Annotated in this window: 8 protein-coding genes and 3 pseudogenes; 6 read left to right on the top strand and 5 right to left on the bottom strand. The window is 37.6% G+C overall.

Annotated features, from left to right (window positions below):
• Positions 1-19 precede the first annotated feature (19 nt).
• The 3 genes and pseudogenes from N4G44_RS05970 to rpsA form a co-directional block, all read right to left on the bottom strand.
• Positions 20-1579, bottom strand: a complete 1560-nt coding sequence (locus N4G44_RS05970) for a M36 family metallopeptidase (protein WP_474925197.1) — start codon at positions 1577-1579, stop codon at positions 20-22.
• 196 nt (positions 1580-1775) lie between these two features.
• Positions 1776-3203, bottom strand: coding sequence for a T9SS type A sorting domain-containing protein (locus N4G44_RS05965; protein ID WP_474925196.1), 1428 nt, complete (start codon positions 3201-3203; stop codon positions 1776-1778).
• Between the two features lie 334 nt (positions 3204-3537).
• Positions 3538-5333: pseudogene (rpsA, locus tag N4G44_RS05960) on the bottom strand (30S ribosomal protein S1).
• A gap of 349 nt (positions 5334-5682) precedes the next feature.
• Here rpsA and N4G44_RS05955 point away from each other — a divergent pair.
• Together N4G44_RS05955 and N4G44_RS05950 are read left to right on the top strand one after the other, a co-directional pair.
• Positions 5683-6989: pseudogene (locus N4G44_RS05955) on the top strand (DEAD/DEAH box helicase).
• Between the two features lie 32 nt (positions 6990-7021).
• Positions 7022-7837, top strand: coding sequence for a PhzF family phenazine biosynthesis protein (locus N4G44_RS05950; RefSeq protein ID WP_474925193.1), 816 nt, complete (start codon positions 7022-7024; stop codon positions 7835-7837).
• Positions 7838-8191: 354 nt separating this feature from the next.
• Here the strand turns inward: N4G44_RS05950 and N4G44_RS05945 are convergent, their stop codons facing one another.
• Entirely contained in the window at positions 8192-9085 is an 894-nt protein-coding gene (locus N4G44_RS05945) for an SMP-30/gluconolactonase/LRE family protein (protein ID WP_474925192.1), read from the bottom strand.
• Between the two features lie 264 nt (positions 9086-9349).
• Between N4G44_RS05945 and ccoG the strand changes: the two genes are divergently transcribed.
• Positions 9350-10792: a cytochrome c oxidase accessory protein CcoG gene (gene ccoG, locus N4G44_RS05940; RefSeq protein ID WP_474925191.1), complete on the top strand. Its 1443-nt coding sequence runs from the start codon at positions 9350-9352 to the stop codon at positions 10790-10792.
• A gap of 120 nt (positions 10793-10912) precedes the next feature.
• Here ccoG and N4G44_RS05935 read toward each other — a convergent pair whose 3' ends face one another.
• On the bottom strand, positions 10913-11794 hold the full coding sequence (locus tag N4G44_RS05935; RefSeq protein WP_474925190.1) for an AraC family transcriptional regulator: 882 nt from the start codon (positions 11792-11794) through the stop codon (positions 10913-10915).
• Positions 11795-11964: 170 nt separating this feature from the next.
• On the opposite strand from N4G44_RS05935, the pseudogene N4G44_RS05930 reads away from it, so the two are divergent.
• The 3 genes and pseudogenes from N4G44_RS05930 to N4G44_RS05920 all read left to right on the top strand — a co-directional run.
• A pseudogene (locus tag N4G44_RS05930) lies at positions 11965-12308 on the top strand (MerR family transcriptional regulator).
• A gap of 418 nt (positions 12309-12726) precedes the next feature.
• The gene (locus tag N4G44_RS05925) at positions 12727-13182 is read left to right on the top strand and encodes a hypothetical protein (protein ID WP_474925188.1); all 456 of its coding nucleotides are present in this window, start codon (positions 12727-12729) and stop codon (positions 13180-13182) included.
• A gap of 857 nt (positions 13183-14039) precedes the next feature.
• On the top strand, positions 14040-14342 hold a 303-nt coding region (locus tag N4G44_RS05920), incomplete at its 3' end, for a hypothetical protein (protein WP_474925186.1).

Raw genomic sequence — 14342 nt, 5'->3', positions numbered from 1 at the left:
TCCCCTTCTGCATTGGTAATTAATATTGAAGGTATAGTAATTGTAGCATCGGTACCCCCATATTGATTAAGGTAGAACCATTGGCTGTATTGTTATAAATAATTGTTCCTATAGCTCCTGCATTCTGTGCATTTTTTACTTTTAAAGCGAAACTGCAGTTTGTACCACCTCCTCTTTCTATCAGTCCGATTTTCCCTGTCAGTTCACCAGCAGGTAATGCAGTACACGCATCAATAACACTTGCAAGCTTCACATCGCCATTTATTCCTATATCATTTAAAGCCGGTCCAAACTGAGCTGTACCTGCATTCACTACACGCGCAACTGCATCAGACGGAGCTTTATAGAATAGTTTACGGTTTGAGCCCAGCCACAAATACATCTGCATAATTGGGTTATAATTATCCGGATAAGGAGCAAAATTGGCGTTATTGAAACCGCCGCCGTCCTGAGACTGTGCAAAAACCTCATCATCATCAAGACCTCCATTTCCAAAATTATTACTTTGGAAGTTTCTTGCAGGCTCTGTAAATCCGAATTTATAGAAAATATCGTGTACCATATTACTTATATAGAATAAGTTAGTAGTGGCAGCAGGTAAATTTACATACGTTAATGCGTTAGGATCATAAGCAAAATTAAAATTTCTTGTTGCTCCACCGTCTGGAGAAACGCCAAAAGTTTGCTCATTAGCATCTTTATCATCGTACGCATATACATTGTTTCCTCTTGTGGTAGTGTAATGTGTAGTCACATTAGAATGCCATCCTTCCGGTGAAGAGGCTAAAATCCATGGGTTCGTAACTACGGCTCTAGAACCAAATGTAGGTGATTCTACCGGTAAAGGAAAAACGTTATATGAAGCGTTATCCGGAGCTAAGGTAACCAAGTTATTGTTGTTTACAGGATATGAGCTCTGATTCTGTGGTAATGATGCCATATGGTTTTCATCATGAGCATAGGCCTCATCATGAAAGTTACATGAAAGGTTAAGATCAAGTTTGCTCAGGATTTTACCGGTATTTGCATCAACAAGGATATTCCAGTGGTTGGTTGTCTTAGGTACGTGAACCAGATATTCATAAACCAGTCTTAGGTTTTGAGATTCATCCGTAGCGTACATCAGTCGCTGCTTAGCTGCAGTTAATTTGTTAGGCCCTTTTTCGAAAAAGTTCATTATCTGAAGCCTGGAAACTTCTTCACTGCCTAAATCTTCAGCAATTTTCTGTAATGCGGCTTCTTTCGTTATCCCTGCAGTAGCAGAAGTAACACCATTGTAATCTTTTACAAAGTTATCAGTATAATAAACTACTTTATTTTCCTTTACAAGTGCTGTTCCTGCAGTACCATACACCGGTAATCCGTTATACATCTGCTGGAATTTCACAACTTGCCCGTTCATTGACGTAGAATGATCAACATTGTCAATAGCAAAACCGGCAAGGTCATTTTTCTTATATTCTCTTGTTTTGTTTTGAGAAATATAATCTTTAACTAGCTTCTCGTTATCTTGTGAAAATAAAGAGGAAGGAAATACTGCAAATGCAGCAAATAAAAGAGGTAGAGTTATTTTCTTCATTTTTACTTATAAAGCCGCTAATTTACAAATAATCCACAATTAATATTTATTTTTTTAAAATATTTTCATTAATAAAACTCATATAATAAAATAAAAATAATAAGAACATTTTATCAATCTTCCAATCCCCCCACTATCAGGCTATTTATAAAAAAAGCTGCCTTTTTCAGGCAGCTCTGTTATTGATATTAATTGATTACTTCTTTATGATTTTCTCTGAATAGGTTTCATTTTTATCCGTCGTCATATTCACAATATAAACTCCTTCTTTTCGTGAGCTCAGATCTACATTTATTTCCTTTGCATCACGTAATACTTTATTGTAAACGGTATTTCCGTTCAGGTCTCTGATCTCCAGTTTTCCTGATTTAATTTCTTTATTAAGGATTACTTTAAATAATCCATTGTTAGGGTTAGGTGTAAGTTGGAATAGCTTTTCTTCTGCTGATGGTTTTGCTGTTTTTAATACAGGGCATTCCATATTAATGTCATAATCAAAAAACGGATAATTATTCCAGGCATACGCTACTTCAGTCTGACCGTTATAAGAGTATTCCATTGTCAGTTTGAACTTCTGTGGTCCTGTTGCCCCGCCATTGATAGCAGCCGAAAAGTCTGAAGCCAGTGGATAATAAACAAAAAAGTTACCCGGCCCGAATGAAGGATTAAACGGAATTGGGAAAACCGTTCCGTTCTGCAAGCCTACCAGTTCCAGCTTAAAATTCAATAAGGTAGCCCCGGCTGGAAGATGATGGTATCCGCCAACACCTTGTGTATATCCTATACATTCTCCCGGCTCGTATCTGAAATCTACTGTTGCCATACCATTTGTATCGCATATATTCTGTGCCAGGTCTCTCCAATAACTCATTTCACCAGAAACAACTTCAAACCCATTAGGTCTGTTAAAATATGTTCTTGGAGTTGAGTTAATATTAGGATCTCCCTGAACAGGCTCTACCGCCCCGGAATATGATCCTGAACCATGTGAGGCAATAGCTGCTGCTGCCCTCATTGCTGACATCACTGTATTGGTATGGACCACGGTAAACCTTGCTCCTCTGCTATATTTGAACTTCAGCTCATTCACAAATGCTGCCTGAGTTCCATAAGCCGGGCTGCTGGAATTTACAAGGTACGAGCCTGTAAGAGCATTGCCCAGATTTCTCATTGCATCTGTAAATACAACCACTCTAAGATCCTGCATCTGGCCTAAGGTAGTCTGAGGACTTATAATACTCCCATTTGGATTTCCATCCAGTGCATCGCCAATCATTCCTAAGGATTCATGAAAAAGGTCTCCAAAATCCAGACGTCTCTCGAAGTTCTGGGCGATAAACTGATCGCTGGTAAAATCGGATTCGATATAAATCATGGGTGTATATGTCCCGCTGGTATCGCCATACTTTCCTGTTCCATACTGTACAACAGCTACTCTGTTTTTGTTATTACAGGCTAGGAGCTCTTCCATCAGTTTAATGGCTCCCCGTTTCATATTAGCGTATTCAGGTTTGGTGATGGAACTTCCGTTATCCAGCATGAAAATGTAATCAAGACCTTGTGCTTTAAGGCCGCTCCATGACATCGTGAATGCCATGAATAAAAATAAAAATGTTTTTTTCATAGTTAAAAGTTTGTTTTAGCTGGCTAAAAATAACATATTTTCCTTAATTGGTGAAATAATTTAACATAATCGAAAAAAATTAAAAATATTCAAAGTTAAAGGGATAAAAGTGGAGGATTTGGGCTTGGCACAAACCTGTTAGGTTTATCCCGTTATTACAGATAGCCCCGATAGTAACGGTTACCCCGCAGCATGAATGGAAAAGTGAGGGATTTAGTTCAGGAAAAGCCATGGCGCGAGGAGTATGAGTGGATAGCGGGAAAAGCTCCTGAAAATATAAAAACAAAAAAAGCCGCTCAAATGAGCGGCTTCATATGATCAAACGGTTCGAAGATTATTTACCTTCTTCCATTTTTCTTTTCAATTCTGCTAATGCATCGATATCTCCAAGAGTTGATCTTTCCTCGTTGTTTGAAGAAGATGATGTATTATTAGATCTGTTAGAAGATTCTCTTACGTTTTTCTTCTCTTCGTCTCTAAAAATACCAGTATGAGATACTACTACTCTTTTGAATTCTTTGTTGAATTCGATTACTTTGAAGTCAGCCTCTTCACCTTTCTTGATTTTAGATCCATCTTCTTTCTCTAATAATCTTGATGGGCAGAAAGCTTCAACTTCTACGTCTTCAAACTGTACAGAAGCTCCTTTATCGTGAACTTCTACAGCTTTACCAGCGTGGATCGTACCTTCAGCATATTTAGTTTCGAATTTATCCCAAGGGTTTTCCTGAAGTTGTTTGTGACCTAGAGATAATCTTCTAGCCTGGATGTCAAGTTCCAGAACTACAACATCTAATTTATCACCAACTGCACAGAACTCAGATGGGTGCTTGATTTTCTTAGTCCAAGAAAGATCAGAGATGTAGATTAATCCGTCGATACCTTCTTCTAACTCTACGAATACACCAAAGTTAGTGAAGTTTCTTACAGTTCCTACATGCTGAGATCCTACCGGATACTTAGCTTCGATGTTTTCCCATGGATCTTTAGATAGCTGCTTGATACCAAGAGAAATTTTTCTTTCTTCTCTGTCTAATGTTAATACTTCAGCTTCTACTTCATCACCTACCTTCACGAAGTCTCCTGCAGATCTTAAGTGAGTAGACCAAGACATTTCAGAAACGTGGATCAACCCTTCTACACCTGGAGCGATTTCTACGAATGCACCATAGTCAGCAAGAACTACTACTTTTCCTTTTACTTTGTCTCCAACTTTCAGGTCAGCAGAAAGAGCATCCCAAGGATGAGCCTCTAATTGCTTCATACCTAACTGGATTCTTGTTTTCTCATCATCGAAATCAAGGATAACAACTTTTACAGTCTGTCCGTCTTCAAGGATTTCAGATGGGTGGTTCACTCTAGACCAAGAAAGGTCTGTAATGTGGATCAATCCGTCTACCCCTCCTAAGTCGATGAATACACCGTAAGAAGTAATATTCTTAACAGTACCTTCAAGAACCTGACCTTTTTCAAGCTGAGCGATGATTTCTTTTTTCTGACCTTCGATATCTGCTTCGATCAATGCTTTGTGAGATACTACTACGTTTTTGAACTCAGGGTTGATTTTCACAACTTTGAACTCCATAGTTTTACCTACGAACTGATCGTAATCTTTGATTGGCTTAACATCAATCTGAGAACCTGGTAAGAATGCTTCGATTCCGTGTACGTCAACGATCATACCTCCTTTAGTTCTAGACTTAACAAAACCGTTAACGATTTCTCCAGTTTCGTGAAGCTCGTTTACTCTATCCCAAGCTTTAAGCGTTCTTGCTTTTCTGTGAGATAATTGTAATTGACCAGTTTTGTCTTCTCTTCTGTCAACCATTACTTCTACATCATCACCAACTTTCAATCCTGGGTTGTAACGGAATTCGTTAAGAGAAATAACACCTTCAGATTTGAAGTCGATGTCAACGATAGCTTCTTTATCAGTTAATCTTACAACTTTACCGATGATAACGTCGTTATCATTAAGGCTGCTTAGAGATCCGTTGTAGATTTCTTCTAAATCGCTTTTTCTTTTCTCGCATCTGCATCAAGACCTGATTCGAATGAATCCCAATCAAATTGTTCCGGTGCTACGTTTTGGTTTAATAAAACCTCTGCTGAATTTGTCTCTTTTGACATTTTCTAATAAAATTTGTATTCCTTCTTTTTTAACGGTCTGAATAAATGCGGATTAAAAAATACGGAAGTAATTAATTATAAGTAATTTACTCTTCAAACCTTTTGCCACAAAAGTGGGTGCAAAGATAAGGATTTTATTTGAAATTAGCAAGGCTTTTCTGTTTACTCAGTTATTCATTAAATTACTGAATGTCAAGCTTTAATATTATTAAAAAGATTCGAAGATTAAAAAATAAAAGATTGAAGCGTGTTGATATTCTACATTTATGTAACCAAGGTTGCACCCTAATCCCTCTCACCCAACACCTGCCATCTACTACCTGCCACCTAAATTCACTACCTTTGCACCATGGAACTACAATCAATTTATCAGAAGCTGCAGATTCAGGACATGAATCAGATGCAGAAATCCACCTATAAAACGACAGAAAACAATACAGATGTTGTGTTGCTATCCCCTACAGGTTCAGGTAAAACGCTCGCTTTTTTATTTCCTGTTCTTCGAAACCTAAAAAAGATGTTTCGGGAATCCAGGCTCTGATTTTAGTTCCTGCAAGAGAGCTGGCATTGCAGATTGAGCAGGTTTTCAAGTCGATGGGAACGGATTTCAAGGTTTCCGTATGTTACGGCGGCCATGATAAGAAGATTGAGGTCAACAATTTAATTGAAGCTCCGGCAGTTCTGATCGGAACTCCGGGACGCGTGGTTTATCATTTAAGAAACAATAATTTTGATCCTGGAACCATTCAGACTTTGGTTCTGGATGAATTCGACAAAGCTTTAGAACTGGGTTTTCATGAGGACATGGAATTCATTACTGGCTCACTAAAAGGTCTTTCCCAGAGAATTTTAACCTCTGCAACAGCTATGGATGAAATTCCGGCATTTACAGGATTAAAAAATGAAAAGATTATTAATTTCCTGAAATTAAATGAAGTAAAACCGGATATTCAGCTGCGAAAGGTAATGACCATTCCTGAGGAAAAACTGGATACTCTTTTTAATTTAATATGTAAAATAGGAAACAAAAGAACACTCATCTTCTGCAATCACCGTGAAGCCGTAGACCGTATTTCCGAACTTTTAAGAGAAAAAGGAATCGCAAGGGAAACTTTCCACGGAGGAATGGAACAGGATGAGAGGGAACGTGCTCTTCTGAAATTCAGGAATGATTCTGCAAGGATTTTAATAACCACGGATCTCGCCTCCCGCGGCCTTGACGTTCCTGAAGTGGAATCTATTGTCCATTATCAGCTTCCTCCCAAAGAAGATGCCTTTATCCACAGAAACGGCCGTACCGCAAGGATGAATGCCAAAGGTTTTGCTTACCTTATCATGACTGAAGATGAAAATTTCCCGTTTATTAAAGGCAACACTCCTGAAGAAAGTGTAGCAGGTTTCAATAAAGTTCCGGAGAGAACTCCTTTCCAGACCATCTACATCAGTGCAGGGAAAAAAGATAAAGTAAATAAGGTGGATATTGTAGGTTATCTTATCAAGAAAGGAGAATTGCAAAAAGAAGACATCGGCATTATTGAAGTGAAAGATACAACTTCTTATGTGGCGGTTGCCAGAAATAAAACCGTTGCTGTTTTAAAGAAATTAAGTAATGAAAAGCTGAAGGGCAAGAAAGTGAAAATGGAAATTGCTTATTAATTAAAGAACATCAGATTAAACAAAATTCAGATATGAAAATTAAAACATTCATTGCAGATGCCTTTACCAACCAGTTATTTAAAGGAAATCCCGCTGCTGTATGTATTTTAAAGGAAGCTATTCCTGAAGAAAATATGATTCAGATTGCTAAAGAATTCGGCTTTTCAGAATCGGCATTCGTCATTCAAAAAGGGCCTGCTGATTTTTCTATCCGTTACTTTTCTCCGGTTACTGAAATTCCGTTATGCGGGCATGCTACGATGGCCTCTGCGAAAGTTTTGTTTTCGGAATATCCGGATCTTGATACCTTAACATTTAAAACACAGTTTGGGCATATTCTTCAATTGAGAAAAAACAATAACCAGATTGAGATGGTGTTTCCGGTACATGAAACCGAGAAATCCCCGTTTCCTGATGATTTAAAAAATGCAATAGGAATCCAGAACATCATCAATTGCGAATACAATAAGGATCACAATATCCTGATGGTAGAAATAGAAAGCAGTAAACAGCTGGAAGAGCTAAGCCCTGATTTTGCGGCATTAAAACAGATCAAAACCACAATCAGCGGGGTTCTGGTAACTGCACCCTCTGCAAGAACCGGATACGATTTCGAATACCGCTACTTCTGGCCATGGTCAGGTTCCAATGAAGATCCTGTGACAGGAGGCGTACAAAGCTTTTTATGCAAATACTGGTCTTTGAAACTCGATAAAAAAATCCTCAATGCTTTCCAATGCTCTGAGCGTACAGGAAGCATGGAAGTGGAATTGAAAGAAGATCAAACAATAATAAGAAGCAATGCGGTGATATTCCTGGCCGGTGAAATGGATCTGATAACTGATTAATCGGTAAATACTGAAAATTCAGAAAAAATTAGACGTTACTTTACCCATTCTCCTTCATCAGCAACGTAGTTGCATTCTTTGTTGTCTTAAAAACTCAACACCACAATATATAAAACTTTGCGTTAAAATATAAGTGCACTTTTTTAACGCAAAGATTCATTTCAATACGGTCTATTTTTAAGTTTGCAAAGACAGAATCAATTGGCATTGATTCTACCAAGCTAGCCGATTTAAAAACTATTAATTTTTCCAAGCAACAAATTATCGCTAACAATCCTGTTTTGCAGGCTATAATAAAAAAATAGCTCATGAAAAGGATTCTTTCATGAGCTATTTTTGTAATATCCAGTAATCTTACTTTACTCCTTTCACCTTGGTCGGAAGAGTATAGACAGATTTTGAGGCTGTGATGAAGAGCACATCATTATTTTCTCCTCCAAAGGTTACATTAGAAGTCCAGTCTTCCTGGATAGGAATATGATAGATTTTCCTTCCGTGACGGTCGAAAACATGCACTCCTTTTCCGGTTAAATAAAGGTTCCCATGCTTATCTAGTGTCATACCGTCTGAGCCCATTTCACAAAAGAGCCTTTTCTCTGACAGTTTCCCTTCTCCCAGGATATCATATACATAAGTTTTTCCTGCATCAATATCTGAAATATAAAGCTTTTTAAACTTTTCACTTCCTACGATTCCGTTAGGCTGCACAAAAGTTTCGAGTTTAACGGTTTTGCCTTCTTTTGTCCTGTAGTAAAGACTTTTATGAGGAATTTCCTGCTTAAAATCCACCCAGTAGTCCCTTTCATACAAAGGATCTGTAAAATACATTCCTCCGAAGGCATCATTCCAGATATCATTGGGCCCGTTCAGCCTTTTTCCCTCAAAGCCTTTCAGGATTACTTCTATCTTTTTATCTTTTGAAATTTTCCAGATCTCACCCTGATCATCGGAACAGGTAATGAGATTTCCGTCCTTATCAAAATGAGTTCCGTTTGCCCGGCCTGTTTTTCCTAAAAACTCAACAATTTTATTGGTTTTCCAGTCCCAGTAATAGATTTTATCATTAGGCTGGTCAGTGAAATAAACATTTCCCTGCTTATCTGAAGACGGTCCTTCTGTAAAACTGAATTGTTCTGAAACCTTCGCCGGCTGTACATCTTCATAAAACATATTGCTATAATTTACTGATTGACAGTTTATCAATGCGAAAACCAAACCAATTATACCCAGGCTGCGTATCTTTTTCATTCCTCTTTTTAAAAAACTGCAAGTTACAACATCAGCCATAAGATTCAAATACATTTACTCATTTTGATATAATAAAAATTAAAATACGAAATGTCCTAATCGTCCTATTTTTGAAGCAGATGGTATTAGTTCAAAAATACTTTTATCAAGACCTTTGCTACGGTAAGATCAATACTTTTTTTCCTTTTAAAACTGACTGAAAAACCGTTTGATCCGGCCTTAAATATCCCCTTAATACTTTTTCAACTTAACCCAAGTAACACAATGAGCGCAGAATCAAGCAGCGATAAATTGATAGAAACCGAAAATGAAACATTCAGAAATTCAGTAGGAACTATGGATGAAACGGGAAAGCGAAAATGGGTCTTTCCCCGAAAACCAAAAGGAAAATATACCAACTACAGAAATTATGCAAGTTATTTCATGCTGGCTGTATTTTTCGGGCTGCCGTTTGTAAAGATCAATGGTAATCCGTTTCTCCTGATCAATGTAATTGACAGAAGGTTTTTTATCCTTGGACAGCCCTTTTACCTTCAGGATTTCTTTATTCTTGCACTGGGGGCAGTAACTTCAGTAATCTTTGTCATGTTGTTTACAGTAGTTTTCGGGAGAATATTCTGCGGATGGCTGTGTCCTCAAACGCTTTTTATGGAAATGGTATTCCGTAAAATAGAATACTGGATAGAAGGAGACAGAAATAAGCAGATGAAATTGGACAGACAGGAATGGGACGCTGAAAAAATCAGAAAAAGAATACTGAAATGGTCTGCCTTTGCCTTCATATCCTTACTTATCGCCCACTTCATGTTCATGTACATTGTAGGATATGAAGAAGTATTCCGGATTATGAAGGAAGGTCCGGAAGCCAATTCGGTAAAATTCCTTGTTATGATATTCTTCACGATGACATTCTATTTTGTGTTTGCATGGCTCCGCGAGCAGGTTTGTACCTTGGTTTGTCCATACGGAAGGCTTCAGGGTGTATTGATCGACAAGCAGACCATCAATGTGTATTATGATTTCAAAAGAGGGGAAAACCGTTCGAAATGGCGAAATAATGAAGACAGAAAAGCTGCAGGAAAGGGAGACTGCATCGACTGTCATCAGTGTGTGGTTGTATGTCCTACGGGTATTGATATCCGAAACGGACAGCAGTTGGAATGTGTCAACTGTACAGCCTGCATCGATGCCTGTGATGAAGTAATGGATAAGGTGGGACTTCCTAAAGGATTAATCCGCTACGCCACAGAAGCGGAAATTGAAAATCAGGAACCTTTCAGATTTACCTCAAGAATGAAGGCTACAGCGGTATTCCTGGCACTGTTAATCGGATTTCTGGGATTTCTGATGTACGACCGTGGCTCCATGGAAGCTAAATTCATCAAACCGGCAGGATCTACATTTTTCATTAAAGACGGTAAGATCACGAATACTTTTATTTATACTCTTTTAAATAAGTCTAATGAGAAAAAGGTTCTTACCATCAAAGTCATGACTCCGGCCAATGCGGAAATTACTTATTTCGGCTCAGAAAAAATCATTCTGAAAGGCGATCAGATTCTGAAAGGAAATATCAATATTACTTTCCCTGAAGAAGACATTAAGTTTTCCAAGCAGAATATGGTCATTGGCGTGTTTGATGAAAAAGGAGAAATGCTGGATTCGTTTGAGACTACTTTTGAGGGACCGTTTAAGCTTTTGTTGTGATACGGGGTGTGGGTTACGGAATATAAGTTACGGGTTACGGGTTGCGGGTTGCGGGATTCGCGGTGGTGGGATTAGAGTTACAGGCACGGGATTAAATATTGAACCTTGAACTGTGAACTTTCAAACCTTGTATTTTCTCATAAACTGCGTAGGAGTCATTCCGGAGCTTTTCCGGAATACTCTTACAAAGTAGGAATATTCTTCATAGCCAAGCCGGAAAGCAATTTCCACAAGGCTTTCATCGAGGTACATCAGCATTCTTTTGGCTTCCAGCACTACCCTTTCGGTAATGATGTCGGTGGCTGTTTTCTGAACAACAGACTGGGCAATCCTGTTGAGATGTTTGGGGGTAATTCCCATTAAAGACGCATAATAGGAAATTGATTTCTGATCTGTAAAATGTTGTTCTATCAGATTTTCAAAGTCCTGATAATGTTTAAAATAAGAAAGACTGGCAGAAGAAGCATGTATATCATGATCTTTTGAAAAGAGCCTTGCCGCATTGATGAAAATTTGGGACATCAGAGAAAGAATAAATCCTTCCTTCATAAAATCCTGGGCGTGGAACTCTTTCCCCAATTCCAGAAAAAGACGGTTTATTTTTTCCAATTCAGCAATCTCCAACTGTAATTTCCTGGGGAATGACACAGAACCAAAAAACGGGAAATTTCTCAGTTTCTGGTTGACATAATGCATTTCATAAAACTCCTGTGAGCAAAAGAAAATATATCCGTCAATATCTTCCGAAAGCTCCCAGCTGTGGACCTGTCCCGGAGAAAGGAAAAACAGGCTTCCTTTTGAAACATCATACCTCTGAAAATCGATCTCGTGAGTGCCTTTCCCTTTGGTAAAAAGAACAGCAGCATAGAAATCGTGCCGGTGCGGCTTTTCAATATGCCGGTGCCCCACCACAAGATGCTCCTTCATGGTATTGAAATAAAAATCCGAGGTATTCCTGCCGGACTGGAAAAGTTCAATATGAAGAACAGAGATAGGATTCATTGTCGTTTATAAACCAGTGTAAATATATTGTAAAAAGAGGTAAAACACAACCGAAAAAGGATAGCCAATAAAAAGAATTCCCTTCTACAGAACATTTGCAGAGATAATACCGGTGCATATTTGCATCCGAGTTCAAAAAATTTTTATCTTTGACTTTTAGGATTTGTAAAATGAAAATAAATTTACCTGACAAACTGTATTATTCCATAGGAGAAGTGGCCAAAGCTTTTGATGTAAACACTTCTCTGATACGGTATTGGGAGCAGGAATTCCCTATCATCAAACCTAAAAAAACAAAAAAGGAAACCGCTACTTTACTCCTGAAGACATCAAGAACCTGCAGATGATCTATCATCTGGTAAAGGAAAAGGGGTATACACTGGATGGGGCAAGAATCGCCTTAACCACCAACAGTAAAATTTCTGAAACGGTAACACTCATTGACCGTCTTGAATTTATAAAAGCTGAGCTTCAGAAGCTGAAAGCTTCGCTGGCAGATAAAGATTCAGAATAATTTTATAAGATTTGCCACTAATTTCACAGATTTGCACGAATGATTACGTGTAAATATGACTGCACATAAATGTTAACAATTTGCATAAAGTCTAACATAAATATTCGTGCAAATCTGTGAAATTAGTGGCTAAAATTCTATACATTCTTTCATATTAAAATCATTCCACATTTATCATATGAATTATTCTTTATTAAGTTTTCATCTTAATGAGCATCAATTTGTATACATCAATGGCTCATTTTAAATTATTTTAAAGATATTCACAGAATATTCCTGCCCCTATTTCTTCAAATAATTCTATACAAGTATGTACACAGATGTAATTTAAAAATCATTTAAATGAATTTATTGTACAAAACTACCCTTTTTGCATCTCCTCATTGCTTCAACTTATTTTTATCGATAAGTTTACTTCATGATGAGAAAAAACTATTACCAGAAACTGGCATTCATGGGAATGCTGCTGATCGTGCTGCTGGCTTTCCAAAAATACACCAGCAGGGAAAAAGAACATTTTCCGGAAGTTAAATTCATTACTGAACATTCCGTTTCTCTGAATCTGACTGATTTCGATCCTAATGGCCTGGATGAAATGCAATGGAAACATTTAGGGTTTTCAGAGAAGCAGGTTTCTACTATCCTCAATTACAAACAAATTGTAGGAGGTAAATTCAAATCGAAAGAACAATTAAAAAATGCTATGCAATTTCTGCTGAAAAATTCGCAGAACTGGAATCTTTCATCCTCCTTCCGGAAACTGCAAAAGAGAAACATTTTGAAAAATTCACTAATGAAAAGAAAGAGATTACTGTTTCAAAAAATTCAATCCAGACAGGCTTTCTGCTTCGGAGTGGATAGAGATGGGCTTTAGTGAAAAACAGGCTGAAGCTATTTTAAAATAAAATAGCAACAAATTTGCTAAATCCTTACTGAAAGGGCGCTTGAGAGGATTTTGAAAAAAGGAGGTAATGAATTAGTAATGGTACTTACTGCGTTGTTTTACAATACACTTCCTTGTAACTCGTTATCAAAGATATAAAAATTTCAATACACTTACAACCGGCTCTATTCAAAAAAGGAACGCAGACCACTGTTTCTTTGTATTTCTATGGTATAATTCGGGTTAGAAAATGTCTTGTTTGTTGATTGGGCTTTAAATCGCGAGCTATTTATTGTTGGAAGCAATCGTAGTTATTATAATTACTGCTAATCTAACCGTACATATTTAAGGGCGTCTAATAGCACCAAGCATCCTAATATTGCCATTTCAATGTCGCAAAGCAGAACATTGAAAATTTTCCACCATGGCTTTTACCGCTTGGATTACCCCGATAAGCAGACTCTCTAATGCTGACGGACCGGGCTATCCGCTATATCGTTTGCGCCCAAAAGAACGCTCAAAAGGATGCCGCTTCTATTTGAGAAGGTAAATTCTGTTATGGGAGACTTAGTAAGCTTCATTGGTATAAGCAGATGATATTACGCCAATCTTTCCTCCCGGATAGCCTCTGTCTTATGTTGATGATTACGAATAGCTACCGAAAATTAACCTCCAAAAATAGGTAAGAAAATAAAAATTGCCACTGAATGGGGACATTGCTAAAATAAATTTCTACATCTTTAGAAAAAATAGCAAAAACTTACTATTTCTGATTTTACTAAACATTCCATTCAATATTTAACTTTGAAAGCATCCACGCTTCAGGCGTGGCTTAGCCCACTAACGCTATGCACACACATCTGATTACGCTGCTTAATAAAAGAATACAGGATGCTATGATCCGGTTTTCAAGACTGCCAGGAGAAAATTTCTACCTGCACGACAGCTTATGTAATCAATTATTATACAACTGCAAATTGTTTATTGAATACTACATCAGCTTGTTCAAAACTTTTAACTTCCTTCCCTCAGAGCCTAACCAATATATAAAAAGGCAGTTACTTATAAAAGATTATCTCAATGATCTGCCACAACTGACTAACAGTACCATTGATAAAAAAATACAGGAAATAATTCAAAGTTCCATACAG

The organism is Chryseobacterium sp. GTID13 (genome assembly GCF_056172655.1).
The sequence above is the reverse complement of the archived record's forward strand: the minus strand, read 5'-3'. Positions and strand labels throughout refer to the sequence as shown.

Excerpts from the sequence above, each read along its gene's own strand:
- N4G44_RS05925 (WP_474925188.1), top strand. The coding sequence starts at position 12,727 with ATGATGAGAAAAAACTATTACCAGAAACTGGCATTCATGGGAATGCTG.
- N4G44_RS05935 (WP_474925190.1), bottom strand. The coding sequence starts at position 11,794 with ATGAATCCTATCTCTGTTCTTCATATTGAACTTTTCCAGTCCGGCAGG.
- N4G44_RS05970 (WP_474925197.1), bottom strand. The coding sequence starts at position 1,579 with ATGAAGAAAATAACTCTACCTCTTTTATTTGCTGCATTTGCAGTATTT.
- N4G44_RS05950 (WP_474925193.1), top strand. The coding sequence starts at position 7,022 with ATGAAAATTAAAACATTCATTGCAGATGCCTTTACCAACCAGTTATTT.
- N4G44_RS05965 (WP_474925196.1), bottom strand. The coding sequence starts at position 3,203 with ATGAAAAAAACATTTTTATTTTTATTCATGGCATTCACGATGTCATGG.
- ccoG (WP_474925191.1), top strand. The coding sequence starts at position 9,350 with ATGAGCGCAGAATCAAGCAGCGATAAATTGATAGAAACCGAAAATGAA.
- N4G44_RS05945 (WP_474925192.1), bottom strand. The coding sequence starts at position 9,085 with ATGAAAAAGATACGCAGCCTGGGTATAATTGGTTTGGTTTTCGCATTG.